Origin of the sequence: Streptomyces sp. NPDC087787 (assembly GCF_044743035.1) — a bacterium.
GTDB lineage: Bacteria > Actinomycetota > Actinomycetes > Streptomycetales > Streptomycetaceae > Streptomyces.
Genome location: NZ_JBIUVQ010000004.1, coordinates 183,345 through 209,730, shown reverse-complemented (window position 1 = coordinate 209,730; position 26,386 = coordinate 183,345). Strand labels below are relative to the sequence as shown.

26 protein-coding genes and 1 pseudogene are annotated in these 26,386 nt (G+C 72.6%); 17 read left to right on the top strand and 10 right to left on the bottom strand.

Annotation, left to right across the window (positions count from 1 at the left end; genetic code table 11):
- The first annotated feature begins 132 nt into the window (after nucleotides 1–132).
- Complete coding sequence (locus ACIOWN_RS08865) at nucleotides 133–933, top strand: SseB family protein (protein WP_362346949.1); 801 nt, start codon at nucleotides 133–135, stop codon at nucleotides 931–933.
- 47 nt (nucleotides 934–980) lie between these two features.
- Here the strand turns inward: ACIOWN_RS08865 and ACIOWN_RS08860 are convergent, their stop codons facing one another.
- On the bottom strand, nucleotides 981–1,349 hold the full coding sequence (locus tag ACIOWN_RS08860; RefSeq protein ID WP_100567787.1) for a DUF1844 domain-containing protein: 369 nt from the start codon (nucleotides 1,347–1,349) through the stop codon (nucleotides 981–983).
- Between the two features lie 379 nt (nucleotides 1,350–1,728).
- Between ACIOWN_RS08860 and infC the strand changes: the two are divergent.
- From infC to ACIOWN_RS08815, 9 genes and pseudogenes are all read left to right on the top strand, one after another.
- A pseudogene (infC, locus tag ACIOWN_RS08855) lies at nucleotides 1,729–2,392 on the top strand (translation initiation factor IF-3).
- A gap of 111 nt (nucleotides 2,393–2,503) precedes the next feature.
- Nucleotides 2,504–2,698 carry a 50S ribosomal protein L35 gene (gene rpmI / locus ACIOWN_RS08850; RefSeq protein WP_007829094.1) on the top strand — a complete coding sequence of 65 codons (195 nt, stop codon included), beginning with the start codon at nucleotides 2,504–2,506 and terminating at the stop codon, nucleotides 2,696–2,698.
- Nucleotides 2,699–2,812: 114 nt separating this feature from the next.
- Nucleotides 2,813–3,196, top strand: a complete 384-nt coding sequence (rplT, locus tag ACIOWN_RS08845; protein ID WP_004002577.1) for a 50S ribosomal protein L20 — start codon at nucleotides 2,813–2,815, stop codon at nucleotides 3,194–3,196.
- A gap of 167 nt (nucleotides 3,197–3,363) precedes the next feature.
- Complete coding sequence (locus ACIOWN_RS08840; RefSeq protein ID WP_362346951.1) at nucleotides 3,364–4,227, top strand: RNA methyltransferase; 864 nt, start codon at nucleotides 3,364–3,366, stop codon at nucleotides 4,225–4,227.
- 50 nt (nucleotides 4,228–4,277) lie between these two features.
- Nucleotides 4,278–5,423, top strand: coding sequence for an ATP-binding protein (locus ACIOWN_RS08835; protein ID WP_362346952.1), 1,146 nt, complete (start codon nucleotides 4,278–4,280; stop codon nucleotides 5,421–5,423).
- A gap of 158 nt (nucleotides 5,424–5,581) precedes the next feature.
- Nucleotides 5,582–6,703 carry a phenylalanine--tRNA ligase subunit alpha gene (gene pheS, locus ACIOWN_RS08830; RefSeq protein WP_362346954.1) on the top strand — a complete coding sequence of 374 codons (1,122 nt, stop codon included), beginning with the start codon at nucleotides 5,582–5,584 and terminating at the stop codon, nucleotides 6,701–6,703.
- Nucleotides 6,703–9,216, top strand: a complete 2,514-nt coding sequence (pheT, locus tag ACIOWN_RS08825) for a phenylalanine--tRNA ligase subunit beta (protein WP_362346956.1) — start codon at nucleotides 6,703–6,705, stop codon at nucleotides 9,214–9,216. The genes pheS and pheT overlap by 1 nt, the downstream gene beginning before the upstream one ends.
- A gap of 373 nt (nucleotides 9,217–9,589) precedes the next feature.
- The gene (locus ACIOWN_RS08820; RefSeq protein WP_100567793.1) at nucleotides 9,590–10,930 is read left to right on the top strand and encodes a transcriptional regulator; all 1,341 of its coding nucleotides are present in this window, start codon (nucleotides 9,590–9,592) and stop codon (nucleotides 10,928–10,930) included.
- A gap of 95 nt (nucleotides 10,931–11,025) precedes the next feature.
- Entirely contained in the window at nucleotides 11,026–11,571 is a 546-nt protein-coding gene (locus ACIOWN_RS08815) for an NUDIX domain-containing protein (RefSeq protein WP_362346958.1), read from the top strand.
- An 18-nt stretch (nucleotides 11,572–11,589) separates the two neighbouring features.
- Here the strand turns inward: ACIOWN_RS08815 and ACIOWN_RS08810 are convergent, their stop codons facing one another.
- Nucleotides 11,590–11,847 (bottom strand): hypothetical protein, encoded by a 258-nt coding sequence (locus tag ACIOWN_RS08810; protein WP_100567795.1) that lies wholly within the window; start codon nucleotides 11,845–11,847, stop codon nucleotides 11,590–11,592.
- A 182-nt stretch (nucleotides 11,848–12,029) separates the two neighbouring features.
- Nucleotides 12,030–12,902 carry a 3-hydroxybutyryl-CoA dehydrogenase gene (locus ACIOWN_RS08805; protein ID WP_141362612.1) on the bottom strand — a complete coding sequence of 291 codons (873 nt, stop codon included), beginning with the start codon at nucleotides 12,900–12,902 and terminating at the stop codon, nucleotides 12,030–12,032.
- Between the two features lie 171 nt (nucleotides 12,903–13,073).
- On the opposite strand from ACIOWN_RS08805, the gene ACIOWN_RS08800 reads away from it, so the two are divergent.
- Nucleotides 13,074–14,318, top strand: coding sequence for a glycoside hydrolase family 10 protein (locus ACIOWN_RS08800; protein ID WP_401981220.1), 1,245 nt, complete (start codon nucleotides 13,074–13,076; stop codon nucleotides 14,316–14,318).
- A 1-nt stretch (nucleotide 14,319) separates the two neighbouring features.
- On the opposite strand, the gene ACIOWN_RS08795 is transcribed toward ACIOWN_RS08800, so the two are convergent.
- Both ACIOWN_RS08795 and ACIOWN_RS08790 read right to left on the bottom strand, forming a co-directional pair.
- Nucleotides 14,320–14,520 (bottom strand): DUF1918 domain-containing protein, encoded by a 201-nt coding sequence (locus ACIOWN_RS08795; RefSeq protein WP_100567798.1) that lies wholly within the window; start codon nucleotides 14,518–14,520, stop codon nucleotides 14,320–14,322.
- A gap of 184 nt (nucleotides 14,521–14,704) precedes the next feature.
- Nucleotides 14,705–15,619, bottom strand: a complete 915-nt coding sequence (locus ACIOWN_RS08790) for a DMT family transporter (protein ID WP_362346962.1) — start codon at nucleotides 15,617–15,619, stop codon at nucleotides 14,705–14,707.
- Here ACIOWN_RS08790 and ACIOWN_RS08785 point away from each other — a divergent pair.
- Nucleotides 15,618–17,063, top strand: a complete 1,446-nt coding sequence (locus ACIOWN_RS08785) for a PLP-dependent aminotransferase family protein (protein ID WP_362346964.1) — start codon at nucleotides 15,618–15,620, stop codon at nucleotides 17,061–17,063. The genes ACIOWN_RS08790 and ACIOWN_RS08785 overlap by 2 nt on opposite strands.
- 31 nt (nucleotides 17,064–17,094) lie before the next feature.
- Here ACIOWN_RS08785 and ACIOWN_RS08780 read toward each other — a convergent pair whose 3' ends face one another.
- A complete protein-coding gene (locus tag ACIOWN_RS08780) occupies nucleotides 17,095–17,568 on the bottom strand; it encodes a DUF6314 family protein (protein ID WP_401981389.1) in 474 nt (157 codons plus the stop codon).
- 91 nt (nucleotides 17,569–17,659) lie between these two features.
- Between ACIOWN_RS08780 and argC the strand changes: the two genes are divergently transcribed.
- The 5 genes from argC (at nucleotide 17,660) to ACIOWN_RS08755 (ending at nucleotide 22,708) form a co-directional block, all read left to right on the top strand.
- Nucleotides 17,660–18,688 (top strand): N-acetyl-gamma-glutamyl-phosphate reductase, encoded by a 1,029-nt coding sequence (gene argC, locus ACIOWN_RS08775; RefSeq protein WP_362346968.1) that lies wholly within the window; start codon nucleotides 17,660–17,662, stop codon nucleotides 18,686–18,688.
- Nucleotides 18,685–19,836: a bifunctional glutamate N-acetyltransferase/amino-acid acetyltransferase ArgJ gene (argJ, locus tag ACIOWN_RS08770; protein WP_362346970.1), complete on the top strand. Its 1,152-nt coding sequence runs from the start codon at nucleotides 18,685–18,687 to the stop codon at nucleotides 19,834–19,836. The genes argC and argJ overlap by 4 nt, the downstream gene beginning before the upstream one ends.
- A gap of 163 nt (nucleotides 19,837–19,999) precedes the next feature.
- A complete protein-coding gene (argB, locus tag ACIOWN_RS08765) occupies nucleotides 20,000–20,929 on the top strand; it encodes an acetylglutamate kinase (protein ID WP_362346971.1) in 930 nt (309 codons plus the stop codon).
- Between the two features lie 35 nt (nucleotides 20,930–20,964).
- The gene (locus ACIOWN_RS08760; protein ID WP_362347237.1) at nucleotides 20,965–22,149 is read left to right on the top strand and encodes an acetylornithine transaminase; all 1,185 of its coding nucleotides are present in this window, start codon (nucleotides 20,965–20,967) and stop codon (nucleotides 22,147–22,149) included.
- 19 nt (nucleotides 22,150–22,168) lie between these two features.
- A complete protein-coding gene (locus ACIOWN_RS08755; RefSeq protein WP_100567805.1) occupies nucleotides 22,169–22,708 on the top strand; it encodes an arginine repressor in 540 nt (179 codons plus the stop codon).
- 24 nt (nucleotides 22,709–22,732) lie between these two features.
- Here ACIOWN_RS08755 and ACIOWN_RS08750 read toward each other — a convergent pair whose 3' ends face one another.
- The 4 genes from ACIOWN_RS08750 to ACIOWN_RS08735 all read right to left on the bottom strand — a co-directional run bounded on the left by ACIOWN_RS08750 (nucleotide 22,733) and on the right by ACIOWN_RS08735 (nucleotide 26,383).
- Nucleotides 22,733–23,470, bottom strand: coding sequence for an FAD:protein FMN transferase (locus tag ACIOWN_RS08750; RefSeq protein ID WP_401981387.1), 738 nt, complete (start codon nucleotides 23,468–23,470; stop codon nucleotides 22,733–22,735).
- Nucleotides 23,471–23,525: 55 nt separating this feature from the next.
- Nucleotides 23,526–24,386, bottom strand: a complete 861-nt coding sequence (locus ACIOWN_RS08745; RefSeq protein ID WP_401981215.1) for an FMN-binding protein — start codon at nucleotides 24,384–24,386, stop codon at nucleotides 23,526–23,528.
- A gap of 73 nt (nucleotides 24,387–24,459) precedes the next feature.
- Nucleotides 24,460–25,842 (bottom strand): ferredoxin reductase family protein, encoded by a 1,383-nt coding sequence (locus ACIOWN_RS08740; protein WP_362346975.1) that lies wholly within the window; start codon nucleotides 25,840–25,842, stop codon nucleotides 24,460–24,462.
- A 73-nt stretch (nucleotides 25,843–25,915) separates the two neighbouring features.
- Entirely contained in the window at nucleotides 25,916–26,383 is a 468-nt protein-coding gene (locus tag ACIOWN_RS08735) for an FMN-binding protein (RefSeq protein WP_362346977.1), read from the bottom strand.
- Nucleotides 26,384–26,386 lie beyond the last annotated feature (3 nt).

Sequence of the window (26,386 nt, the reverse complement as noted above, 5' to 3'; positions counted from 1 at the left end):
CACCGTCCGCCTCCCCGAACCCGGCCTGTCCGCCGCCGACGATACGGGGCCCGAAGGTCCCTCGGGAGACCTCCGGCAGATGGGCCAGGGGACCCTGAGAGAGCGGCCACCGTCCCGGATAGGGTCGGCGTCGTGGCGATGAAGAACATTCCCGACTCCGGCTTCTCCGACGACGACGGCTCCGCGGATCCCGGGCTCAGCACGGCGCTCACCGCCTGGGCCGCGGACCGCACCGCCGTGGGACCCGTCCTTCAGGCGCTCAGGAGCGCCCGGCTGCTCGTGCCCGTGGTGGCCGTCCTCGGCGAGGTCGAGGAGGTCGACGAGGAGGAGCGCGAAGCTCCTCGGAAGGGTGGTGGTGGGAGACGGAAGGGCGGGCTGCGCCGCGAGAAGACCAGCGAGATGGCCGTCCCCACCCTCAAGGCCGGTCACCGCACCGCCCTGCCCGCCTTCACCTCCACCGACGCCCTGGCCCGCTGGGAGCCGGACGCCCGGCCCGTGGCCGTACGGCTGCACCAGGTCCTGGAGGCCGCCGCGCACGAGAAGGCGGACACGGTGGTGCTGGACATGGCAGGCCCGGTGCCGTTCGAGCTGACCGGACCCGCCTTGCTCGCCCTCGCCGAGGGCCGTACGACGACCGACCCGCTGGCCGACCCGGCCGTCGTCACCGCGGTGCGGGAGGCCGTCGCCGCGGAGCCCGCCGTGCTGCGCGCCCACCTCGGGCGGGGGCGGGCCGACGGAACCCTGGCGCTGGTGCTCGACCCGTCCGTCCCCACCGCCCCCGCCGAGGCCGCCCGCGCCGTCGCCGAGCGGCTCGCCGCCAGCGAGACACTGAGGGCCCGCCTGGTGCGCGGCCTCGACCTGGCACTGCTGCCGGCCGGGGCGACGCCGCCCGGCGAGCCCTTGTACGTGAAGGAGCGGGGATCGGCTGCGTGACGCAGCGCTGATCGGCTGAGACAGGATCCGGGGACCGGCGGGAGCGGTCAGCCGTAGATCGGGCCGGTGTACTTCTCGCCCGGGCCCTGACCCGGCTCGTCCGGGACGACGGAGGCCTCGCGGAAGGCCAGCTGCAGCGACTTCAGGCCGTCGCGCAGCGGTGCCGCGTGGAAGGAGCTGATCTCGGTGGCGCTCGCGTCCAGCAGGCCCGCGAGCGCGCCGACCAGCTTGCGTGCCTCGTCCAGGTCCTTGTACTTGTCGCCCTCCTCGGTCAGACCGAGCTTCACGGCGGCGGCGCTCATCAGGTTGACGGCGACCGTCACGATCACCTCGACCGCCGGCACCTCCGCGATGTCGCGGGTCATGGCGTCGAAGTCGGGCTGCTCGGCGGGGCCGGAGGGGGAGGTCTCACTCATGCCCCACACGATAGGTGCAGGACGGGGGCGTTTCGGCAGCGAGGCCCGGACAGCTTGAATTAGCCCTTCACCATCGATCCTGCTAGCCTTGTGTGACGACCGGCTGGACGTGTATGCGCGAGGTGAAAGCCAAGGCATACGGGCCCGGCCCACAAGTGGAGGCTTCGAACTCCCACCTGACCGCCCTCAGGGCGGCGGGTCACCGGTCAGACGGTCCCGTCCCAGCGGCGGTGATCCGTCCGAAGTGCGCCCCGCGGCCATCGCGGCGGTCGTTCCGGTAGTTCGAGGAGCCCCGCCTGTGATCGTCCGGGGCATTTTTCGTGCTTCGGCGCGGTTAGGTCTGTCGAACACAGAGTACGCGGCCGTCCGCCAGACCGCCGTGTGGTGCTAACCGAGGAGGATCCATCAGCGCCGAGCCCCGCATCAACGACCGGATTCGCGTTCCCGAGGTGCGACTTGTCGGTCCCAGTGGCGAGCAGGTCGGCATCGTGCCGCTCGCGAAGGCACTGGAGCTTGCGCAGGAGTACGACCTGGACCTGGTCGAGGTCGCGGCGAACGCCCGTCCGCCCGTCTGCAAGCTCATGGACTACGGGAAGTTCAAGTACGAGTCGGCCATGAAGGCCCGTGAGGCGCGCAAGAACCAGGCGCACACGGTCATCAAGGAGATGAAGCTCCGGCCGAAGATCGACCCGCACGACTACGACACCAAGAAGGGTCACGTCGTCCGGTTCCTCAAGCAGGGCGACAAGGTCAAGATCACGATCATGTTCCGTGGTCGCGAGCAGTCCCGGCCCGAACTGGGCTACCGGCTGCTGCAGCGGCTCGCGGAGGACGTCCAGGACCTCGGCTTCGTGGAGTCGAACCCGAAGCAGGACGGCCGCAACATGATCATGGTTCTCGGTCCGCACAAGAAGAAGACCGAGGCGATGGCCGAGGCCCGCCAGGCGCAGGAGGCCCGCAAGGCCGACGCGAAGGCCAACCCGGGCCGCTCGCAGAACGCCGCGGACGCCGAGGCGCCGGCCGAGGAGCACGCCGAGGCGTGACCCCCGGGACCTCCCGGTCCCAGGACGTAACCGATACAAGAGCGACGCTCCACCGTGCCCGGTTCTCGCGACCGGGCATCGGAGCGCCACCTACGAGGAGAGAACGGCGCTATGCCGAAGAACAAGTCGCACAGCGGTGCCAGCAAGCGCTTCAAGGTCACCGGCTCCGGCAAGGTGCTCCGTGAGCGCGCCGGCAAGCGCCACCTGCTCGAGCACAAGTCGTCCCGTCTGACGCGTCGCCTCACCGGCAACGCCGAGATGGCCCCGGGCGACGCCAAGAAGATCAAGAAGCTTCTCGGCAAGTGACGCGGCGGCGCGTGATCGCCCCGCGATCCCCGCGCCCCGTACGTCAGAACCGGGACCCAATCGTTTCCGGGCCGTGTGAGGACACCCACGGCCCCGCTACAAGGAGTTAATCAAGTGGCACGCGTCAAGCGGGCAGTCAACGCCCACAAGAAGCGCCGGGCGATCCTCGAGCAGGCCTCCGGCTACCGCGGTCAGCGTTCGCGCCTGTACCGCAAGGCCAAGGAGCAGGTCACCCACTCGCTGGTCTACAACTACAACGACCGCAAGAAGCGCAAGGGCGACTTCCGTCAGCTGTGGATCCAGCGCATCAACGCCGCTGCCCGCGCCAACGGCATCACGTACAACCGCTTCATCCAGGGTCTGAAGGCCGCGAACGTCGAGGTCGACCGCAAGATCCTGGCCGAGCTGGCCGTCAACGACGCCGGCGCGTTCGCCGCGCTCGTCGAGGTCGCTCAGAAGGCCCTGCCGAGCGACGTCAACGCGCCCAAGGCAGCGTGACGCGGCGCCGGCCCGGCCGGCGCGCGATCCATACGGACCCGTGGGCTCTGCCTGCGGGTCCGTCGTATGTGTGCGCCGTGCGGTGACCGAGGCACGTCCGGCACCGCCCGGGACCGCGGGCTGATCGCCGCCGCGGCGGAACGTTCCTACCGAAGGTGAAGCTCTCCATGGCCCCCGCCACCCCTGACCTGATCTCCCCCCGCTCGCCCCGCGTCTCGGCAGCGCGGCGGCTGGCCAAGCGGAACTTCCGGGGCAAGGAGCGGCTGTTCCTCGCGGAGGGGCCGCAGGCCGTGCGGGAGGCGGCGGCGCACCGGGCCGGCGACACGCCCACCCTCGTCGAACTGTTCGCCACGGTCGAGGCCGCCGAACGGTACGCCGACATCGTGGGCGAGGCCCGTGCCGCGGGAGCCCGGATCCACCTCGCCGCCGACGACGTCATCGCCGACATCTCCACCACCGTCACCCCGCAGGGACTCGTCGGCGTCTGCCGGTTCCTCGACACCCCCTTCGAGGACGTCGTCGCGGCCCGCCCGAAGCTCGTCGCCGTCCTCGCCCATGTGCGCGACCCCGGAAACGCGGGCACCGTCCTGCGCTGCGCCGACGCCGCCGGAGCCGAGGCGGTCGTCCTCACGGACGCCTCCGTCGACCTCTACAACCCCAAGGCCGTCCGGGCCTCCGTCGGCTCCCTTTTCCACCTGCCCGTGGCCGTCGGCGTCCCCGTCGAGCGGGCCGTCGCCGCGCTCAGGGACGCCGGGGTGCGCATCCTCGCCGCCGACGGCGCGGGCGAGGACGACCTGGACGACGAGCTCGACCACGGCACCATGGGCGGCCCCACCGCCTGGGTGTTCGGCAACGAGGCCTGGGGCCTGCCGGAGGACACCCGCGCCCTCGCCGACGCCGTCGTACGCGTTCCGATCCACGGAAAGGCCGAGAGCCTGAACCTCGCGACCGCCGCCGCCGTATGTCTGTACGCGTCGGCCCGTGCGCAGCGCGGCTCCGGAGGATGCCGCTCCGCCACCCGCAACCAGTAGGGTGACCAGCCCGGGGGCCTGCTGCACCGGCTGAGAGGTGGGGTGAGGGGATGAGTGTCGGCACCGGTCGCGCGCCCGGAGCGCGGGACGCGAGACGACCATCCGCGCCCCGGCAGGACGATCCCGCCGGCCTCGGCATCGACCCCGACGACCTGCCCGACGGACTGGTGATCGCCGACGAGCACGGGCGGATCATCTGCTTCAACGCCGCCGCCGCCCGGATCAGCGCCGTACCCGCCGATCAGGCCCTGGGGCAGCCCCTGGAGGAGGCGCTGCCCCTGGAGGACCTGGAGGGGCGCCGCTGGTGGCAGCTCACCGACCCCTACGGAGGCCTGGCCATCCGGGTGGGCCAGCCCGAGCGCAACCTCCTGCTGCACGGCGGCCGGGAGGTCCTCGTCTGCGCGAAGTACGTCCGCACCCACCCCACCGGCCCGGTCCGCCGCGTCGTCGTCTCGCTGCGCGACACCGAGGCTCGCCGCCGCACCGAGCGCAGCCACGCCGAGCTGATCGCCACCGTCGCGCACGAGCTGCGCTCGCCGCTGACCTCCGTCAAGGGCTTCACGGCGACCCTGCTCGCCAAGTGGGAGCGGTTCACCGACGACCAGAAGCGGCTGATGCTGGAGACCGTCGACGCCGACGCGGACCGCGTCACCCGGCTCATCGCCGAACTGCTCGACATATCCCGCATCGACTCCGGCCGGCTCGAGGTGCGCCGCCAGCCCGTCGACATGGGCGCCGCCGTCGGACGGCACGTCCAGGCGTACGTCGCCGCCGGCCAGCCGGCCGACCGGTTCCTGGTGCGGATCGAGAAGCCGCTGCCCGAGCTGTGGGCCGACCCCGACAAGATCGACCAGGTGCTGAGCAACCTCGTGGAAAATGCCGTGCGGCACGGCGAGGGATCCGTCACCATCGATGTCACACCGGCGCCGTCCCCACGGGAGGGGGACGACGCGGGCAACACCGCCACGTCGGTCACGGTGAGCGACGAGGGACCCGGCATCCCGGAGGAGTCCATGAACCGTGTCTTCACCCGCTTCTGGCGGGGCAGCAAGCGCGGCGGCACCGGTCTCGGGCTCTACATCGTCAAGGGCATCGTCGAGGCGCACGGCGGCACCATCGCGGTCGGCCGCGCCCGAGGGGGCGGCGCGGAGATCCGATTCACCCTGCCCGTGGGCACCCCGGCGCACCTGCTCTGAGCACCCGCCGAGGCCCCACGGGCGCATTCGCTTTCCCCGGCCCCGTTAGACTCGGCCTTTGGCACCTTTGTGTCCCGAAAGCCGTGACGATCTGTCCGCGAGTCGGTGCGAGTCGGTGACGGGGACCTCCAGCCAGCCAATCGGAAGCACGGGAAGAGATGTCGGCACCCAATAAGTCGTACGACCCTGTCGAGGTCGAGGCGTTGAAACCGGAAGAGATCGAGCGCATGCGGGACGAGGCGCTCGCCGCCTTCGCCGCCGCGGACTCCCTCGAAGCGCTCCACGAGGCAAAGGTCGCCCACACCGGCCCCGCCTCCCCGCTCTCTCTCGCCAACCGCGAGATCGGCGCCCTGCCCCCGCACGCCAAGGCGGACGCCGGCAAGCGGGTGGGCATGGCCCGCGGCGCGGTGAACAAGGCCCTGGCCGGCCGCCAGAGCGAGCTCGAGGCGGAGCGTGACGCCCGTGTGCTGGTCGAGGAGGACGTCGACGTCACGCTGCCGTACGAGCGCGTGCCGGCCGGCGCCCGCCACCCGCTGACCACGCTCTCGGAGCGCATCGAGGACGTCTTCGTGGCCATGGGCTACGAGGTCGCCGAGGGCCCGCAGGCCGAGGCCGAGTGGTTCAACTTCGACGCCCTGAACATCGGCCCGGACCACCCGGCCCGCGGCGAGGCCGACACCTTCTTCGTGAAGGGCCCCGAGGGCGGCAGCGAGTCCGGTGTCGTGCTGCGCACCCACACCTCGCCCGTGCAGATCCGCTCCCTGCTCGAACGCGAGCTGCCGGTCTACGTGATCTGCCCCGGCCGCGTCTACCGCACCGACGAGCTGGACGCCACCCACACGCCCGTCTTCCACCAGGTCGAGCTGCTCGCCGTGGACGAGGGCCTGACCATGGCCGACCTCAAGGGCACCCTGGACCACATGGTGCAGTCCCTGTTCGGCGAGGGCATGAAGACCCGGCTGCGGCCGAACTTCTTCCCCTTCACCGAGCCGTCCGCCGAGATGGACATGGTGTGCTACGTCTGCCGCGGCGAGTCGGTGGGCAACCCCGACCGCCCCTGCCGCACCTGCTCCTCCGAGGGCTGGATCGAGCTGGGCGGCTGCGGCATGGTCAACCCCAGGGTGCTGACGGCCTGCGGCGTCGACCCGGAGAAGTACAGCGGGTTCGCCTTCGGGTTCGGCATCGAGCGGATGGCGATGTTCCGCCACAACGTCGAGGACATGCGAGACATGGTCGAAGGTGACGTCCGGTTCACCCGGCCGTTCGGGATGGAGATCTGATGCGGATCCCGCTTTCTTGGCTGCGGGAGTACGTCGACCTGCCGGCGACGGAGACCGGGCGCGACGTCCAGGCCAAGCTCATTTCGGCCGGCCTGGAGGTCGAGACCGTCGAACAGCTCGGCGCCGACCTCAAGGGGCCGCTCGTCGTCGGCCAGGTGCTGACCATCGAGGAGCTGGAGGGCTTCAAGAAGCCGATCCGCTTCTGCACCGTCGACGTCGGGCAGGCCAACGGGACCGGCGAGCCGCAGGAGATCGTCTGCGGCGCCCGCAACTTCGCCGTCGGCGACAAGGTCGTCGTGGTGCTGCCCGGCGCCACGCTGCCCGGCGGCTTCTCCATCGCCGCCCGCAAGACCTACGGCAAGACCTCGCACGGCATGATCTGCTCCAGCGACGAGTTGGGCATGGGCGACGACGGCACCAAGGGCATCATCGTGCTGCCGCCGGAGACCGAGGTCGGCAAGGACGCCATCGAGCTGCTCGAGCTGGTCGACGAGGTCCTAGACATCGCCGTCACCGCCAACCGCGGCGACTGCCTGTCCCTGCGCGGTGTCGCCCGCGAGACCGCCATCGCCTACGGCCTGCCGCTGCGCGACCCCGCCCTGCTCGACGTACCGGCGCCGAACGCGTTCGGCTACGCCGTGCGGATCGACGAGCCGCACGGCTGCGACCGCTTCACCGCGCGCACCGTCTCCGGCCTCGACCCCGAGGCGCGCTCCCCGATCTGGCTCCGGCGCCGCCTCCAGAAGGCCGGGATGCGCCCCATCTCGCTGGCCGTCGACATCACCAACTACGTGATGCTGGAACTCGGCCAGCCGCTGCACGCCTACGACCGCAAGCTGGTCCAGGGCACGATCGGCGTGCGCCGGGCCGAGGAGGGCGAGAAGTTCACCACCCTCGACGGCGTCAAGCGGACGCTGCACGCCGAGGACCTGGTCATCACCGACGAGCGCGGCCCCATCGGCCTCGCCGGTGTGATGGGCGGCGCCAACACCGAGATCGCCGATCACGCGGACACCGAGAACGCGACCACCGAGGTCGTCATCGAGGCCGCGCACTTCGACCAGGTCTCCATCGCTCGCACCGCCCGCCGCCACAAGCTGTCCTCGGAGGCCTCCCGCCGCTTCGAGCGGGGCGTCGACCCGCAGGCCGCCTCCGCCGCCGCCCAGCGCACGGTGGACCTGCTGGTCCTGCTCGCGGGCGGCACGGCCGACGCCGGTGTCACCGAGGTCGCCGCGCCCGCGGCTCCGCGCACGATCACCGTGCCGGCCGACCACCCCGACAAGGTCGCCGGAGTCGTCTACGGCCGCGAGGCCGTCGTCCGCCGGCTCCAGCAGATCGGCTGCCAGGTGGAGGGCCAGGACGAGCTGGCCGTCACCGTCCCGTCCTGGCGGCCCGACCTGACGGACCCCAACGACCTGGCCGAAGAGGTCATCCGCCTGGAGGGCTACGAGAACCTGCCCTCCACGCTGCCCCGGCTCCCCTCGGCCCGCGGCCTCACCCACCGCCAGCGGGTGCACCGCCGGGTCGGCCGCGCGCTGGCCGGCGCGGGCTACGTCGAGGCGCCGACCTACCCGTTCGTCGGTGAGCAGGTCTTCGACCAGCTCGGCCTGGAGCCCGGCGACCCCGCTCGCCGCGTGGTCCGGCTGGTCAACCCGCTCAACGACGAGGAGCCCGCGCTGCGCACCACGCTGCTGCCGGGCCTGCTCGGCGCGCTGCGCCGCAACGACGGCCGCGGCAGCCACGACCTCGCCCTGTTCGAGACCGGCCTGGTCTTCCACCCGCGCGACGAGCAGCGGGTCGCCGCCCGGCCGCCCGTCGACCGGCGTCCCACCGACGAGGAGATCGCCGAGCTGAACGCGGCGCTGCCCGAGCAGCCGCGCCATGTGGCCGTGGTCCTCGCCGGCGCCCGTGAGCTGCCCGGCTGGTGGGGCAAGGGCCGCCCGGCCGACTGGGCCGACGCGGTCGAGGCCGCGCGGACCGTGGCCCGTGAGACCGGTGCCGAACTCGTCGTCCGCAAGGGCCAGTACGGCCCGTGGCACCCGGGCCGCTGCGCCGAGCTCGCGGTCGTCGTGGACGGCACCGAGCGGGTCGTGGGCCACGCGGGCGAACTGCACCCGCGCGTGCTCAAGGCGCTCGGCCTGCCCGAGCGCGCCTGCGCGATGGAGCTGAACCTGGACGTGCTGGAGCAGGCCGGCGACGACACCCCGCGGGCGCCGGGCATCTCCACGTTCCCGGTCGCCACGCAGGACGTCGCCCTCGTCGTCGACAGGCCGGTCCCGGCCGCCGACGTCGAGGCCGCGCTGCGCGAGGGTGCCGGTGAACTCCTGGAGTCCATCCGGCTGTTCGACCTCTACGAGAACGCCGAGCAGCTCGGTGAGGGCCGTAAGTCCCTCGCCTACGCGCTGCGCTTCCGCGCGCCGGACCGCACGCTGACCGTGGACGAGGCGTCCGCGGCCCGCGACGCGGCGGTGGCGCTGGCCGCTGAGCGCACGGGGGCGGAGCTGCGAAGCTAGTCGCTCACGCGTTTCAAGCGCGGGGGACTGCGAGTCCGTCGTCGGCCGCGGGTGGTCGGTGTCTGGTCGCGCAGTTCCCCGCGCCCCTTTGCGAGTCGGCCTTGGTCGGCAGGGCGGCCTTGCGCTGCCCGCGGCCGGCAAGGCAACCGTGGCCCCGAGGTGTTGGCCGCAGCGGAGCGGCGCCGTGCCGGGCCGCCGTGCTGTTCGAGGGGGAGCCGGCGGCCCGGACGGCCTCTTGGAGGAGGCGGTTCAGTCAACCGGCCGCGGACTCCGCGCGGCAGCGCGCGTACGGCCCGGATGCGCGTGCTCCGTTCACACCCCGTGTGAAGGCGAACGCACTACGCTGTCGCCACCGAGCCACCGGGGGGCACCCATGCAGCCCAACACACTGCTCGACGCGATCCTGGACGAGGCCGGGATCTCGCACGCGGGCCTGGCAGCGCACGTCAACCAGGAGGGGCGGGCCCGCGGACTCGCCCTCCGGTACGAACACACCGCCGTGGCACGGTGGTTGAAGGGCCAGCGACCGCGCGGCCAGGTGCCCGACCTGATCTGCGAAGTGCTGGCGAGCCGGCTGCGACGGCCGGTCACGCTCGACGACATCGGCCTCGGCGTGCCCGGCGAGCCCTCCGCGCCGCACGCCACCTCGCTGTCCGGGTTCGTCGAGCGCGCCACCGCCCTGTGGCGCTCCGACGAGCAGCAGCGCCCGCACCTCCTCGGAGCCCCCGCCGTGACCGGCACGCCCGCCGTCATGCCGGTGTGGGAGTGGGAGAACCCGCCCGAGGACGTCGACGTCTCCCGCGGTGGCCGGCACCGGGTCACCCTCTCCGACATCGAGATGCTGCGCGCCGCCCGTGCGCACTACGAGCAGATGTACCGCAAGACCGGCGGCGTCGCGACCCGCGGCCGTGTCGTGGGCTTCCTCAACGCCGAGGCCGCGCCGCTGCTGCGCGGCAGCTACACCGACGCCACCGGTCGCCAACTGCACCGTGCTACCGGGGCGTTGGTGGCGATCGTGGGCATCTGCGCCTACGACTCCGACGCGCACGGTCTGGCCCAGCGCTACTTCCACCAGGCGCTCCGGCTCGCCAAGGCCAGCGGGGACCGCGGACTTGGCGCGTATGTGATCGCGCTGCTGGTCAACCAGTCGCTGTTCATGCGGGAGTTCCGTCAGGCCGTCGCCTTCGCCGAGGCCGCGCTGCGCACCGCCGGCCAGCACATCACCCCCGCGCTCGCCTCCGACCTGTACGCGATGCAGGCCAAGGCCTACGCGCACCTGGGCGACGGCACGAGCGCCCTGGCCTGCATCCGGCGCGCGGAGTCCGCCGCCGAACGCATCAGACGCGGACACGAACCCGACGAGACGGGCTATGTCCAGCCCGGCCTGGTCAACGTACAGGTGGCGGAGGCCCTGCTCAGTCTCGGCGACCTGGCCGCCGCCGAGGAGCACGCCGCGGCCGCCGTGGACAATCCCGCGCACGACCGGGGCCGGGTGCACCGGCTGGCCATGCTGAGCACGGTCGAACTGCGCCGGGGCAACGCCGACAAGGCGGTGGACACGGCGGTGCGGATGGCCGAGCAGGCCCGCGGAATGGAGTCGCAGCGGCTGCGGGACAGACTGCGCGCGGTGCGCGAGCACCTGGTGCGCAGCGGCTGCGCCGGCACGGCGGAGGCGGCCGAACTGATCGACGGGGCCCTGCGCGTACCGCTGTGACCGCGGCGCGGTGCTCCCGGAGGCTCTTCGTGCGCCTGCTGCCGGCGCGCTCCTGCTGCGATATTGCCACTGACCCGACGGAAGGTGGCAGAACCGTGCAGTGGACGAAACAGAACGAACAAACTGTGTACGCAAACCGCTGGTTCACCGTCAACCTCGCGGATGTCGCGCTGCCTGACGGCCGGCATCTCGACCACTTCCTGATACGCCTGCGGCCCGTCGCCGTGGCCACGGTGGTGAACGAGGCGGCCGAGGTCCTCCTCCTGTGGCGCCACCGCTTCATCACCGACAGCTGGGGCTGGGAGCTCGCGGCGGGTGTCGTGGAGGACGGCGAGGACATCGCGGCCGCCGCGGCCAGGGAACTGGAGGAGGAGACCGGCTGGCGGCCGGGACCCCTGCACCACCTCATGAGCGTGGAGCCGTCCAACGGACTCACCGACGCCCGGCACCACATCTACTGGTCGGACGAGGGCGAGTACGTCGGACACCCCGTGGACGACTTCGAGTCGGACCGCCGGGAGTGGGTCCCCCTCAAGCTCGTACCCGACCTGGTCGCCCGCGGCGAGGTCCCGGCCGCCAACATGGCGGCCGCGCTACTGCTCCTGCACCACCTCAGGCCGGGCCAGGACACCCGGCCCTGACCGCTGGTGGCCGCGGCACTAGCGTCCGAGGGACTGCCAGACCGCCACGACGAGGGAACCGAGAGCGGTGAGGGCGGCGACCGCGGGCAGCGGCCAGCGCGAGTGTTCCAGTGCGACGAGCCGTGTGCTCACCTCGTCCAGCTCCTTGGCGGTCTCCTCGGTGCGGTGGCTGAGCAGCGCCAGTCCGCCTTCGACGCGGGCGTAGGCCACGTCCAGCCGCCGTCGTAACTCTGCGAGTTCTCCGGGAACGGCGGGATGCTCGGGATCAGTGGTCACAGGTCCGCTCCTTTCCGTAGTCGTCTCACATCCCTTGCATGCGCATCAGGAGTCAACTCCCCTGGTGGTCCCGTGGGGAGCGTGTGTGAGCGGCATATGCGGGCCCGGAGCGCACACGGCGTGTGAATGCCGCGGGCCCGGCACCGTCTCGGTGCCGGGCCCGCGGCCGTCGCTCTGCGTGGTCAGCCGTAGGTGTAGAAGCCGGAGCCGGACTTCCGGCCCAGCCGGCCGGCGTCCACCATGCGCTGGAGCAGCGGGGGAGCGGCGTACAGCGGCTCCTTGTACTCCTCGTACATCGAGTGGGCGACCGAGGCCACCGTGTCCAGGCCGATCAGGTCCGACAGCCTCAGCGGGCCCATCGGGTGGGCACAGCCCATCTCCATGCCGTTGTCGATGTCCTCGCGGCTGGCGATGCCCGACTCGAACATCCGGATCGCCGAGAGCAGGTACGGGATCAGCAGCGCGTTCACCACGAAGCCCGATCGGTCCTGGGCGCGGATCGCGTGCTTGCCGAGCACCTTCTCGGTGAACAGCTGCGCCCGGCTCAGCGTGCCCTCGGAGGTGGTGAGCGCCGGGATCAGCTCGACGAGCTGCTGCACCGGGGCGGGGTTGAAGAAGTGGATGCCGATCACCTGGTCGGGCCGCGCGGTGGCGACGGCCAGCCTCACCAGCGGGATGGAGGAGGTGTTGGAGGCCAGGATCGCGTCCGGCCGGGTCACCACCTGGTCCAGGACCTGGAAGATCTCGGTCTTGACCTGCTCGTTCTCCACCACGGCCTCGATCACCAGGTCGCGGTCGGAGAACTCCCCGAGGTCGGTGGTGAAGCTCAGCCGGGCCTGCGTGGCGTCCCGCTCCGCCTCGCTGATCTTGCCGCGCTCGGCCGCCTTGGCCAGGGAGTTGAACAGCCGGGTACGGCCGATCTCCAGGGCCTCGCCGGTGGTCTCGGCGACCTTCACCTCCAGGCCGGCCCGGGCGCACACCTCGGCGATGCCCGCACCCATCTGGCCGCAGCCCACCACTCCGACGCGTGCAATGTCTCCCGAAATGCCGGTCACATCGTCCCTTTCGCAGTTCCTACGGCTGTGGCAGGCGGCCCGTTGTGCGGTGCCTGCTCCGATCGTGCACGTTACCCCCGTGGTGGCCGTGATCGGTCGTCCGGGTCGTGCATGCTGGCCCGGAGAACGATCCGTGACCACGCGGATCCACGGCGTACGGGGAGTGCCCGGATGGCCCGAGTGACACGGCGGTCGTTCACCGTGGCGGCGCTGTCGACCCTGGCGGTGACCGGTGACGCGGCCACCGCGTCGGTCGGCACCGGGACCGACCGGCAGGGCCGTGCCACGGTCACCGGGATGCGCGGCATGTGGCTGGCGACCGTGCGCAACCGCGACTGGCCCTCACGCCCCGGGCTGAGCGTGGCCCGCCAGCGCGGCGAGCTGACCGCGCTGCTCGACGTGGCCGTGCGGCGCCGGCTCAACACGGTGATCCTCCAGGTGCGCCCGGCGGCCGACGCGCTGTGGCCCTCGCCCCACGAGCCGTGGTCCCAGTACCTCACCGGCACGCAGGGCAGGGACCCCGGCTGGGATCCGCTGGGCACGGCGGTGGCGGAGGCGCACGCCCGCGGGCTGCGGCTGCACGCCTGGTTCAACCCCTACCGGGTCGCCGTGCACGACGACCCGTCCGTGCTGGCCGCCGCGCATCCGGCCCGCGAGAATCCCGGCTGGGCGGTCCGCCACGCAGGGGGCCTCTACTACAACCCCGGGCTGCCCGAGGTCCGGGCCTTCGTGCTGCGGGCGATGCTCGACGCGGTGTCCAGGTACCCGGTGGACGGCGTCCACTTCGACGACTACTTCTACCCCTATCCGGTGCCGGGCCGGACCTTCGACGACGACGCCGCCTTCCAGCGGTACGGCGGCTCGTTCGCGAGCCGGGCCGACTGGCGGCGCGACAACATCGACCGGCTGGTCCGCGAGGCGGCCGCGGGCGTCGCCGCCGCCCGCCCCGGCACACCGTTCGGTATCAGCCCCTTCGGGGTGTGGCGCAACGCCTCCGCCGACCCGCGCGGCTCGGACACCCGGGCCGGCGTGCAGGCGTACGACGACCTGTACGCGGACACGCGCAAGTGGGTCACGGAGGGCTGGATCGACTACGTGGTGCCCCAGCTGTACTGGAACATCGGCTTCACCACCGCCGACTACGCCGTCCTGCTGCCCTGGTGGGCCGAGGCGGCGCGGGGCAGCCGCACGCAGCTGTACGTGGGCGAGGCGCTCAACAGGGCCGGTGACCCCACGCAGGACGCCGCGTGGCAGGACCCCGACGAACTGTCCCGCCATCTCGGCCTCGCGGCCGGGCACCCGGAGGTGCGCGGACACGTCTTCTTCGCCGCGAAGGAGGTCGCGGCCGACCCGTCCGGAGCGATGGCGCGGGTCGTCGCCGACCACTACCGCAGGCCGGCGCGACCCCCGCGCTGACTCAGTGGTGTTCGTAGTCCTTCCTGTGGCGGACCTGGCAGTCGGGGCCGGGTGACATCACGGCCTCGTGCCCGTCCGGGAAGCGGACGCGGTACGGCGGGTTGCCCTCCGTGCCCATGACCTCGACGATTTCGCTGATCTGGTCGTGCTGGCCGACCACCCTGCCGTGCTGGACGAGCTGGTCGCCCACGGTTGCGCGCATCTGCGGGGCCTCCTCACCATGTGCGGGAGCGGCGGTCCTCGACTTCCGAGTCCGGTCCTCGACTTCCGAGTCCGGTCCTCGACTTCCGAGTCCGGTCCTCGACTTCCGAGTCTACGGTGCGGAGCGCGGCCGGAACCGGTGAGCGGCCGGGCCGGTGTGCGGTCGGCACCGGGTGAACGCCGGTTCAGCCGCGCGCCCGCTGGGTGACGGCGATGCAGACGAGCACGGCGACGGCCGTCACGGGGGCGGCCGCTGTGAGGTGCTCGCCGAGCAGCAGCACCGACCACACCAGTGTGAGCAGGGGTTGGGCGAGCTGCAACTGGCTCGCCCTGGGGATGCCGACGGCGGCCATGCCCCGGTACCAGACGACCAGCCCGAGGAACTGCGAGCCCGCCGCCACCCAGAGCAGCCCGGCCACGCTGTGGACGCCCAGCCGCACGGGCTCGTGCGCCAGCGCCAGCGCGGCCACGGGCACGGTGAGCGGCAGGCACAGCACCAGCGCCCAGCCGATGACCTGCCAGCCCGGCATGACGCGGGCCAGGCGGCCGCCCTCGGTGTAGCCGGCGGCGCACACCAGCAGGGCGCCGAACAGGTAGCCGTCGGCGGTGGTCAGCGCGCCGCCGCTCTGCTGCACGGTGAAGGCCACCACGGCCGCCGCGCCCGCCAGCGCCGCCGCCCAGAACGTGCGCGAGGGGCGGATGCCGAACCGCAGCGCGGAGAGCAGCGCCGTGGTGAGCGGCAGCAGGCCCACGACGACGGCGGCGTGCGCGGTGCTGGAGGTCTCCAGGGCGAGCGTGGTGAGCAGCGGGAAGCCGAGGACCACTCCGGCGGCAACGACCGCGAGGCCGGGCCAGTGCCGGCGGGCGGGCGGCGGTACGCGCAGCGCCAGCAGGCAGCCGCCCGCGAGGACGGCGGCGAGCACACTGCGCACGGCCACCAGGGACCAGGGTCCGAAGCCCTCCAGGCCCCAGGCGGTGGCCGGGAAGGTCAGGGAGAAGGCGACCACGCCGAGGGCCGCCTGCAGGGTGCCGGCGCGCGGCTGGGCCGGGGCATCCACCGCTATCGGTGTCGCTGCGGTAGCGCTACTCTGTGCTCTCATGCAACAGCGTAGCAGCGTCGCAGAACTCGCAGAAAGGCTGCGACGGGAACTGGACCGCTACTCACCTGGTGGAAAGCTCCCGTCGAGCCGGGCCCTCGTCGAGCGGTACCGGGTCAGTCCCGTGACCGTCTCGCGGGCTCTGTCGCAACTGGCGGCCGAGGGCCTGGTGGTCACCCGCCCCGGCGCCGGTGCCTTCCGCGCGGCGGCGCGCGAGGCGGCCGCTCCCGCCGGGGACACCTCCTGGCAGGAGGTCGCGCTCAGCGCGGACGGTGCAGCCGATCTCGTGCCGCGCACGGTGGACGCCTCCGGCGTCACGGTGTCGCTGGCCGCCCCGCCGCCGGGCGTGATCGAGTTCAACGGGGGCTATCTGCACCCCTCGTTGCAGCCCGAGCGGGCCATGGCCGCCGCGCTGTCCAGGGCCGGCCGCCGTCCCGGGGCGTGGGGGCGGCCGCCGCTCGAGGGGCTGCCGGAACTGCGCGAGTGGTTCGCGCGGGACATCGGCGGACCGGGTGGGACGGTCACCGCCGCCGAGGTCCTGATCACCGCGGGCGGCCAGTCCGCGCTGACCACCGCCCTGCGCGCCCTGGCCCCGCCCGGTGCCCCGGTGCTGGTCGAGTCGCCCACCTACCCCGGCATGCTGGCCATCGCCCGGTCCTCCGGGCTGCGGCCCGTGCCCGTGCCCGTCGACGCGGACGGGGTGAGGCCGGAACTGCTCGCCGACGCGTTCCGGGCCACCGGCGCCCGCGTGTTCGTCTGCCAGCCGCTGTTCCAGAACCCCACCGGCGCCGTCCTCGCCCCCGGCCGGCGCGCGCGGGTGCTGCGGACGGCCCGCGAGGCCGGCGCCTTCGTCGTCGAGGACGACTTCGTACGGCGGCTCGCGCACGAGGACGCCGGTACGCTGCCGCCCCCGCTCGTCGCCGGCGACCCGGACGGGGTCGTGGTGCACGTCGGCTCGCTGACCAAGGCCACCGCGCCCAGCTTCCGGGTGAGCGCGCTGATCGCGCGCGGCCCGGTGCTGGAACGGCTGCGCGCCATCCAGGTCGTCGACACGTTCTTCGTGCCCCGGCCGTTGCAGGAGGCCGCCCTGGAACTGGTCGGCTCACCCGCCTGGCCGCGCCATCTGCGCATGCTCGCCGCGGAGTTGAGGAGCCGCCGGGAGGCGCTGACCAGCGCGCTGCGGCAGCACCTTCCCGAACTCGCCCTGTCCTGCGTCCCGTCCGGCGGCTACCACCTGTGGCCGCGCCTGCCCGACGGCACGGACGAGGCCGCCGTGACCGCCGCCGCCCTGCGCGCGGGCGTCGCGCTCACCCCCGGACGCCCGTACTTCAGCGCCGAACCCCCGGCCGCGCACGTGCGGTTGAGCTTCGCCGCGGTCGGCGGCACGGCGGAGATCACCGAGGGTGTGCGCCGCCTGCGGACGGCCTGCGCGGAGGCGCTGCCCTGACGGACACCCCGCCGGGGCACGGACCGCCGGGTCAACGGGGGTTTCCGTCCTCGCGCGCGTAGTCCGTCGTCAGGACCAGGTCCTTCGCCGGGCCGCCCACGCGCCACACCGTGCGCCAGTGCCCGGCGTCCCGGACGGTGAACTCGCCCCGGTAGAGATCCGCCGCGCACGGATGCCCGGCCAGGTGCCGCCCGGAGCGCAGGTCCAGGTCGTGGAAGGGCCGCCCGTCCGCGAAGCGCACGTCGGCCGTGCCCGGCACGCTCCCGGGCAGGAAGCGCAGCGTCCGCTCGGCGGGCCGGGCCACCCCCTGCCAGACGAACGTGCCGGACTCCCGGTGCAGCAGCCCGCCGCCGTCCAGGGCGCCGAACACCGTCGTGCCGGTGAACTCCCCGGTCCCGCCGCCCGCCAGATCCCGCACCGACCGCCGCACCCACCAGGTCCCGGCCAGGTACGCCAGTACGTCAGGCACCGGCAGGAACCCGCCCCGCACCGCTCGCTCGTCCATGTCCACCCGCTCACGGTACGACGGCCGCCCTCGATTCCGTTGCATAAACGTGCAGCAATACGTATAGTCATGCCATCGAGGAGGAGGGCTCATGGCTGTACGTGTGGCGGTCGCCGGAGCGAGTGGGTACGCGGGCGGAGAAGCGCTGCGCCTGCTCCTGGCGCACCCCGGGACCGAGATCGGCGCCCTGACCGGGAACTCCAATGCCGGAGAGCGGCTCGGTGCCCTGCAGCCGCATCTGCTGCCCCTCGCCGACCGCGTCCTGGAGGAGACCACCCCCGAGGCCCTCGCCGGGCACGACGTCGTCTTCCTCGCCCTGCCGCACGGCCGGTCCGCCGCCGTCGCCGAGCAACTGGGCCCCGATGTCCTCGTCATCGACATGGGCGCCGACTTCCGGCTGAAGGACCCCGCCGACTGGGAGCGCTTCTACGGCTCCCCGCACGCCGGGACCTGGCCCTACGGCCTCCCCGAACTCCCCGGTGGCCGCGCCGCGCTGGCCGGTGCCCGGCGCATCGCGGTGCCCGGGTGCTACCCGACCGCCGCCTCCCTCGCCCTCTTCCCCGCCTACGCGGCCGGACTCGCCGAGAGCGAGGCGGTGATCGTCGCCGCCTCCGGCACCTCCGGCGCGGGCAAGGCGGCCAAGCCGCACCTGCTCGGCTCCGAGGTCATGGGATCCATGTCCCCCTACGGGGTCGGCGGCCTGCACCGGCACACCCCGGAGATGATCCAGAACCTCAGCGCGGCGGCGGGGGAGCACGTCACCGTGTCCTTCACCCCCACCCTCGCGCCGATGCCCCGCGGCATCCTCGCCACGTGCAGCGCCAAGGCCCGGCCCGGGGTCACCGCCGACTCCGTGCGCGCCGCCTACGAGAAGGCCTATGCCGACGAGCCCTTCGTCCACCTCCTCCCCGAGGGGCGCTGGCCCGCCACCGCCTCCGTGTACGGCTCCAACGCCGTGCAGATCCAGGTGGCGTACGACCCCGCCGCGCACCGCGTCGTCGCGATCAGCGCCATCGACAACCTGACCAAGGGCACCGCGGGCGGCGCGGTGCAGAGCATGAACATCGCCCTCGGGCTTCCCGAGGACCTCGGACTTTCCACGATCGGAGTCGCACCGTGAGTGTCACGGCAGCCAAGGGATTCCAGGCGGCGGGCATCGCCGCCGGGATCAAGGAGAACGGCAACCCGGACCTGGCCCTCGTGGTCAACACCGGGCCCCGCCGCGCCGCCGCGGGCGTCTTCACCTCCAACCGCGTCAAGGCCGCCCCGGTGCAGTGGTCCGAGCAGGTACTCAAGGACGGCAGGCTCTCCGCGGTCGTCCTCAACTCCGGCGGCGCCAACGCCTGCACCGGCCCCAAGGGCTTCCAGGACACCCACGCCACCGCCGAGAAGGCCGCCGACGTGCTCGGCGTCGGCGCCATCGACGTCGCCGTCTGCTCCACCGGCCTGATCGGCGTCCTGCTGCCCATGGACAAGCTGCTGCCCGGCGTCGAGGCGGCCGCCGCCCGGCTCTCCGAGCACGGCGGCGAGAAGGCCGCCATCGCCATCAAGACCACCGACACCGTCCACAAGACGTCCGTGGTGACCAAGGACGGCTGGACCGTCGGCGGCATGGCCAAGGGCGCCGGCATGCTCGCCCCGGGCCTGGCCACCATGCTCGTCGTGCTCACCACGGACGCCGACCTGGAGGCCGACGCACTCGACAAGGCACTGCGCGCCGCCACCAGGGTCACCTTCGACCGGGTCGACTCCGACGGCTGCATGTCCACCAACGACACCGTGCTGCTGCTCGCCTCCGGCGCCTCCGGGGTCAGCCCGGCCCACGAGGAGTTCGCGGAGGCCGTGCGGGCCGTGTGCGACGACCTCGGGCAGCAGCTGATCCGGGACGCCGAGGGTGCCAGCAAGGACATCAAGGTCGAGGTGGTCAACGCGGCGAGCGAGGAGGACGCCGTGGAGGTGGGCCGCTCCATCGCCCGCAACAACCTCCTCAAGTGCGCCATCCACGGCGAGGACCCCAACTGGGGCCGCGTCCTGTCCGCCATCGGCACCACCGGGGCCGCCTTCGAGCCGGACCGGCTGAACGTCGCCATCAACGGCGTCTGGGTCTGCAAGAACGGCGGCGTGGGCGAGGACCGCGAGAAGGTCGACATGCGCTACCGCGAGGTCCACATCGTGGCGGACCTCGCGGCAGGCACCGAGTCAGCGACGATCTGGACCAATGACCTCACGGCCGACTATGTCCACGAGAACAGCGCCTACTCCTCTTGACGTGCCCGCTTGGTTGTCGCGGGTCCTCGCCGTCACCGACGAGGGTTCCTGTTTCACAGGCGAGTGCTCGCCCCGGGACGTGCCCGGCACAAGTCTTACCTCGCCTCCGCAGGCCAACACCGCCCGCCCGGCGGCTGATCCGAGATCTTTCCGAAAGTCGGTTATGACGGTCAATCACTCAGAAGAGGGAAAGTCCCAGACCCGTAAGCACACTGCCTTGCCCAAGGCCAAGATCCTCATCGAGGCGCTGCCCTGGCTGACCCGGCACCACGGCAAGATCGTCGTCATCAAGTTCGGCGGCAACGCCATGGTGGACGAGGAGCTGAAGGCGGCCTTCGCCCAGGACGTCGTGTTCCTGCGGCACGCCGGCCTGAGGCCCGTCGTCGTGCACGGCGGCGGCCCCCAGATCAGCCGGGCACTGGACAGGCACGGCATCGTCAGCGAGTTCAAGGCGGGTCTGCGGGTCACCACCGAGGAGGCCATGGACGTCGTACGGATGGTGCTGGCCGGGCAGGTGCAGCGGGAGCTCGTGGGCCTGCTCAACCAGCACGGGCCGTTCGCCGTCGGCCTCACCGGCGAGGACGCGCACACCATCACCGCCACCAAGCACACCCCGGAGATCGACGGCGAGCCGGTCGACATCGGGCGGGTGGGCGAGATCACCCGTATCGACACCGGCGCGATCGAGGCGCTGCTCGCCGACGGCCGTATCCCGGTCGTCTCCTCGATCGCCCGCTCCGAGGACGACGGGCATGTCTACAACGTCAATGCTGATACGGCGGCTGCGGCACTCGCTGCGGCACTGGGCGCCGAGACCCTCATGGTCCTCACCGACGTCGAGGGCCTCTACGAGGACTGGCCGCATTCCGACGAGGTGATCAGCCGACTGACCGCGAGCGAGCTGGAGAAGCTGCTGCCGGAGCTGTCCTCCGGGATGGTGCCGAAGATGCGGGGCTGCCTGCACGCGGTGCGCGGCGGCGTGACCACCGCCCGCGTCATAGACGGCCGGGTCCAGCACTCGATCCTGCTGGAGATCTTCACCGACGAGGGCATCGGCACGATGGTCGTGCCGGACGGACAGGGGGAGTCGTGAGCAATCAGGACGTGAGCAACCAGGGCAGCCAAGAACTGAGCAACCAGGCACTGGCCGCGCGCTGGCAGGGCGCGCTCATGAACAACTACGGCACCCCGCGGCTCGCCCTCGTCCGCGGCGAGGGCGCGAGGCTGTGGGACGCCGACGGCCGGGAGTACGTCGACTTCGTCGGCGGCATCGCGGTCAACGCGCTCGGCCACGCCCACCCCGCCGTCGTCGAGGCCGTCGGCCGGCAGATCGCCTCCCTCGGCCACGTCTCCAACCTGTTCATCGCCGAACCGCCCGTCGCCCTGGCCGAACGGCTGCTCCAGCTCTTCGGCCGGGACGGCAAGGTGTTCTTCTGCAACTCCGGCGCCGAGGCCAACGAGGGCGCTTTCAAGATCGGCCGGCTGACGGGCCGCCCGCACATGGTCGCCACCGAGGGCGGCTTCCACGGCCGTACGATGGGCGCCCTCGCGCTCACCGGCCAGCCCGGCAAGCAGGAGCCGTTCCTGCCGCTGCCCGGCGAGGTCACCCACGTGCCCTACGGGGACGCGCGGGCCCTGGCCGCCGCGGTCACGGAGGAGACCGCCCTCGTCGTCATCGAGCCCGTCCAGGGCGAGAACGGGGTCGTGGTGCCCCCGCCCGGCTATCTGAAGGCGGCCAGGGCGATCACGGCGGCCACCGGTTCGCTGCTGGTCCTCGACGAGGTGCAGACCGGCATCGGGCGCACCGGGCACTGGTTCGAGTACCAGGCCCACGAGGGCGTCCTGCCGGACGTCGTGACGCTCGCCAAGGGCCTGGGCGGCGGGCTGCCGCTCGGCGCCACCGTCGCCTTCGGCCGCGCCGCCGACCTGCTCCGGCCCGGTCAGCACGGTACGACCTTCGGCGGCAACCCGGTCGCCTGCGCCGCCGGACTCGCGGTCCTGGACACGATCGCGGGCGAGGGACTGCTGGAGAACGTCAAGCGGCAGAGCGAGAAGCTGCGCGAGGGGATCGAGTCGCTGGGCCACCCGCTGGTCGCCCACGTCCGGGGCGCGGGCCTGCTGCTGGGTATCGTGCTCACCGAGCCGCGCGCGCCCCAGGCGCAGCAGGCGGCTCAGGAGGCCGGTTTCCTGGTGAACGCGCCCGCCCCCGACGTCGTACGGCTGATGCCGCCGCTGAACCTCGGCGACGACGAGGTGGACGCCTTCCTCGGAGCGCTGCCCGGCGTCCTGGACGTGGCAAACGGGGACGGATGATCCGGAGAATGAGACGACGATGAGCCAGGCGCAGAACGGTCAGACCGAGGCCGGGCCGGCGGTGCCGCAGACCCGCACCGCACGCCACCGCCGGATCGTGGACATCCTCAACCGGCAACCGGTGCGCTCGCAGAGCCAGTTGGCGAAGCTGCTGGCCGACGACGGACTGAGCGTCACCCAGGCGACGCTCTCCCGCGACCTGGACGAGCTGAACGCGGTGAAGATCCGCAACACCGACGGCGACCTCATCTACGCGGTGCCGAGCGAGGGCGGTTTCCGCACTCCGCGCGCACCGCTGGGGGAGTCGGTGAAGGAGGAGCGGATGCGGCGGCTCTCGCAGGAGCTGCTGATCTCCGCGGAGGCCTCCGCGAACCTCGTGGTCCTGCGCACGCCTCCGGGTGCGGCGCAGTTCCTCGCCTCGGCCATCGACCAGGCCGAGCTGCACGACATCCTGGGGACCATCGCCGGCGACGACACGCTGCTGCTGATCAGCCGGGACCCCACGGGGGGACAGGCGCTGGCGGACCACCTGCTGAGGCTGGCCCAGAACGGTCAGTGAGCCCGGCGCGGGTCCTGCCGGTCCTCAGCCGAGACGGGCGGCGAGGCCGTGCGTGCACCTGACCTCGTCGCCCGCCGTGATCAGCAGCGCCTCCACGTCCGGCAGCGACTCCAGCCAGGCCAGGCCCTCGCGGGAGCCCATGGCGAACGCGGCCGTCGCCCAGCAGTCCGCCCAGGTCAGGCTGGGGGCGACCACGGTGACCGCGACCAGGTCGGTGACCGCCGACCTGCCGGTGCGCGGGTCGACGATGTGCGCGCCGCGCTCGGCCGTGCCCGACGTCGCCACCGCCAGCTCGCCGGCGCCCGCGGCGGAGACCACCGCCGCGAGTCCGCCGGGGCGCAGCGGGTCCGAGACACCCACGCGCCAGGGCCGGTGCACCTCGGGCGAGCCGAGCAACTGCACGTCCCCGCCACCGTTGACGCTGACCCCGCTCACCCCCGCCGCCGCGATCCGCCGGGCGGCCCGTTCGGCGGCCCAGCCCTTGACGATCCCGGTGGGATCCAGGCTGCCCTCGTAGCGCAGGCTGAACCAGCCCTCGCTGACGCGTTCGGCCTCGGCGCCCAGTTCGAGCACCTCGGCGACCTCGGGGTCGCACTCCGCCACGGTGAGCTCGCCGCGCGCCAGGCGGGAGACCTGGCTGTCGTCGCGGTAGGTGCTGAACACCTCGTCCGCGTGGTGCAGTTCGGCGACCGCCTCGTCCAGTGCCGCCGCCACCGCGTCGGACCGGCCGCCGCGCACGTCGAAGGAGAAGACGGTCCCCATGACCTCCTCCGCGTGCCGCACCGCGGCGGGACCCCCGGCCGGCCCGGACACGGCCTCAGCCACCGGCCTTGTCCAGTGCCGACTGGAGCGACTTCTTGTAGCCGCCGCTGGTGTAGGTCGCTCCGGAGACGGTGTCGATGTCCGCGCTCTGCGCGGCCACGGCCTCCTGGTTGAGCTTGGGCACGGCCAGTTCGCTCTTCTGGCCGCTGAGCCCGCCCTGCGGTGCCTGTACGGCCTCGGCCTTGGTGATCCTGCCGTCGCTGACCGTGATCCGGACCTGCACCGGGCCGTAATCGGTCTGGGCGGTGTCGCCCGTGACGGTACGGGCCTGGGCGGCTCCGGAACCGGCGGCCCCCGAGGAGGACGAACCTGACGGCGCACCGGACGAGGAACCGGACGGCGCACCGGACGAGGAACCTGACGGCGCGCCGGAGGACGAGCCGGACGGCGCACCGCTCGTCTTCATCCTGTCCAGCGCCGACTGGAGCGACTTCTTGTAGCCGCCGCTGGTGTAGGTCGCTCCGGAGACGGTGTCGATGTCCGCGCTCTGCGCGGCCACGGCCTCCTGGTTGAGCTTGGGCACGGCCAGTTCGCTCTTCTGGCCGCTGACCCCGCCCTGCGGCGCCCGCACGGCCTCCGCCGCGGTGATCCTGCCGTCGCTGACGGTCAGCCGCACCTGCACGTCGCCGTACTCGGTCCGGGCCACGTCGCCCGTGACGGACTGCGTGCCCGTCCGCTGCGCGCCGCTGCCGCCCTGCGGTGCCTCCTGGGCCGCCGCGGTCTGCTGCGGCGCCGCGCCGGCCGCCGAGGCGGAGGCGGGGTCCGAGGCCGGCTTCAGCGACAGCAGCAGCACGATGCCGGACACGGTCGCGGCGCCGGCCAGCACGGCACGTCGGATGGGATGGCTCTTCCTCATCGCCGATGAGCTCCTGAATTCCGTGAGTCCCGTAAGTCCTGTGGTGTCCGCGGACGTTCCGCGTGCCCGTCGCTCACATCTCGAACGACTCGTGATGGATGCGGCGGGCGGGGACTCCCGCGCCGCGCAGTGCCTCGTACACCGACTGCGCGAACCCGGGCGGGCCGCACATGAAGACGTCGTGGCGGTCGATGTCGGCGATCTTGCGGCGCAGCGACTCGGCGGAGATGTCGGGGCGTTCCCCGTCCGGGCTGTTCACCGCGTACATCAGCCGGGCGCCGCGCTCGTCGGCGATCTTCGCCAACTCGCCCCACAGGGCCAGCTCCTGGGTGCTGTTGGCCCGGTACAGCAGGGTGATGTCGCCGGCCGCGCCGGGCAGCGTCTCGAACAGCGCCCGCATCGGCGTGATGCCCACCCCGCCCGCCACCAGCAGCACCTTGCCGCGGCTGCGCCGGGACGCGGTGAGCGCGCCGTACGGTCCCTCCGCCCACACCCGGGTGCCGGGGGTGAGTTCGCGCAGCCCGGCGCTGTGGTCGCCGATCGCCTTGACGGTGATGCGCAGCAGTCCGGGGCGGGGCGCCGCCGACAGCGAGTAGGGGTGGGAGGAGAACCGCATGCCCGGCGCCAGGAACCGCCAGCGGAAGAACTGCCCGGCCTCCGCGCCCATCCGGTGCAGCTTGTGGCCGGCGATCAGCACCGACACGATGCCCGGCGCCTCCTCGATCACCGCCTCCACCCGCATGCGGTGGCGCAGGTTCAGCCGGATCGGGGTGATGATCCGGTACCAGAGCACCAGCGCGGTGACCACGCCGTACAGGCCGTACCAGAAGGTCCTGGCGACCGGCTCCACGGCGAAGTCGTTGCCGGTGGTGATCTGGTGCCAGAACGTCAGGAACACCGCGGCATAGGTGAACAGGTGCACGTGGTACCACGTGTCGTACGGCATCCGGCGGCGCACCGGGCCGATCGAGACCAGTCCGATGACCACCAGCAGACCGGTGCCGATCGCGGCCTTGCCCATGTCGGGCAGTTGCTCCACGGACTCCACGGTCTGCCCCACGATGTCGCTGAGCGACTTGCCGCCGAGGAGCGCGTAGCCCCACATGGTGAGGAAGACGTGCGCGAGGACCAGGCAGAGTGTGTACCGGCCGGTCATGGCGTGCCAGCGCGCGACCCGGTCGGAGCCCACCCGCCGCTCAAGGGCGGGCACCCGCGCCATCTGGAGCACGACCAGCGCCATCAGATAGCCGGCGAGCAGGCCGGTGATCCGGCCCGCGTTCAGAACCCTCCCGGCGGTGCCGTCGATGGACGGGGTGTTCGTCCACCACAGCCAGATGACGCCGGCCGCGCCCGCCCAGACGGCGGCCAGCAGCAGGACGGCGGGGGAGCGGCGCGGCCGGATGCGGCGCATCGTCTGGCGCCGGGCGGCGCGGCCGCCTGCGAGCGTGGTGGTCACGGTTCCTCCGTGGACGGAATCAAGGGGGGCATGGTCCCTTGGCCCTGGAATACGTGCCACGACGGCCCCGCGTTCAGCGTCCGGACGAGGTTCGGCGCCCGGCCGTGTCCAGCGCGGACTGGAGCGAGCGGCGGTATCCGTCACTGGTGTACGTCGCCCCCGAGACGGTGTCGATGTCCGCGCTCTGCGCCGTCAGCGCCTCCCCGCGCAGCCGCGGGACGGCGTAGCCGCTGATCTCCCGGTCCCGGGGGTTGCCGGAGGGCTGGGCGAGCGCGGTCACGTCGGTGATCCGGCCGTCGACGAGCGTGACCCGCACCTGGACCGGACCCCACCGGGTCCGCACCGTCTCACCGGTGACGGTCCTGGTACCGCCGGCCGTGCCGGACGAGCTCGAACCGCCGGACGGGGCCGGCGCGGGGTCCGCGGCGATCCGCGGCGGCGTGTGCGGCTTGAGCGACAGCAGCATCACCAGCCCGGAGACGGTGGCGGCGCCCGCCAGCACGACGCGGCGCAGCGGACGGTTCTTCCTCAACGCGTGCAACGG

Excerpts from the sequence above, each read along its gene's own strand:
- ACIOWN_RS08860 (WP_100567787.1), bottom strand. The coding sequence starts at position 1,349 with ATGAGTGAGACCTCCCCCTCCGGCCCCGCCGAGCAGCCCGACTTCGAC.
- rpmI (WP_007829094.1), top strand. The coding sequence starts at position 2,504 with ATGCCGAAGAACAAGTCGCACAGCGGTGCCAGCAAGCGCTTCAAGGTC.
- ACIOWN_RS08840 (WP_362346951.1), top strand. The coding sequence starts at position 3,364 with ATGGCCCCCGCCACCCCTGACCTGATCTCCCCCCGCTCGCCCCGCGTC.
- ACIOWN_RS08835 (WP_362346952.1), top strand. The coding sequence starts at position 4,278 with ATGAGTGTCGGCACCGGTCGCGCGCCCGGAGCGCGGGACGCGAGACGA.
- pheS (WP_362346954.1), top strand. The coding sequence starts at position 5,582 with ATGTCGGCACCCAATAAGTCGTACGACCCTGTCGAGGTCGAGGCGTTG.
- pheT (WP_362346956.1), top strand. The coding sequence starts at position 6,703 with ATGCGGATCCCGCTTTCTTGGCTGCGGGAGTACGTCGACCTGCCGGCG.
- ACIOWN_RS08820 (WP_100567793.1), top strand. The coding sequence starts at position 9,590 with ATGCAGCCCAACACACTGCTCGACGCGATCCTGGACGAGGCCGGGATC.
- ACIOWN_RS08800 (WP_401981220.1), top strand. The coding sequence starts at position 13,074 with ATGGCCCGAGTGACACGGCGGTCGTTCACCGTGGCGGCGCTGTCGACC.
- ACIOWN_RS08795 (WP_100567798.1), bottom strand. The coding sequence starts at position 14,520 with ATGCGCGCAACCGTGGGCGACCAGCTCGTCCAGCACGGCAGGGTGGTC.
- ACIOWN_RS08785 (WP_362346964.1), top strand. The coding sequence starts at position 15,618 with ATGCAACAGCGTAGCAGCGTCGCAGAACTCGCAGAAAGGCTGCGACGG.
- ACIOWN_RS08790 (WP_362346962.1), bottom strand. The coding sequence starts at position 15,619 with ATGAGAGCACAGAGTAGCGCTACCGCAGCGACACCGATAGCGGTGGAT.
- ACIOWN_RS08780 (WP_401981389.1), bottom strand. The coding sequence starts at position 17,568 with ATGGACGAGCGAGCGGTGCGGGGCGGGTTCCTGCCGGTGCCTGACGTA.
- argC (WP_362346968.1), top strand. The coding sequence starts at position 17,660 with ATGGCTGTACGTGTGGCGGTCGCCGGAGCGAGTGGGTACGCGGGCGGA.
- argB (WP_362346971.1), top strand. The coding sequence starts at position 20,000 with ATGACGGTCAATCACTCAGAAGAGGGAAAGTCCCAGACCCGTAAGCAC.
- ACIOWN_RS08755 (WP_100567805.1), top strand. The coding sequence starts at position 22,169 with ATGAGCCAGGCGCAGAACGGTCAGACCGAGGCCGGGCCGGCGGTGCCG.
- ACIOWN_RS08750 (WP_401981387.1), bottom strand. The coding sequence starts at position 23,470 with ATGGGGACCGTCTTCTCCTTCGACGTGCGCGGCGGCCGGTCCGACGCG.
- ACIOWN_RS08745 (WP_401981215.1), bottom strand. The coding sequence starts at position 24,386 with ATGAGGAAGAGCCATCCCATCCGACGTGCCGTGCTGGCCGGCGCCGCG.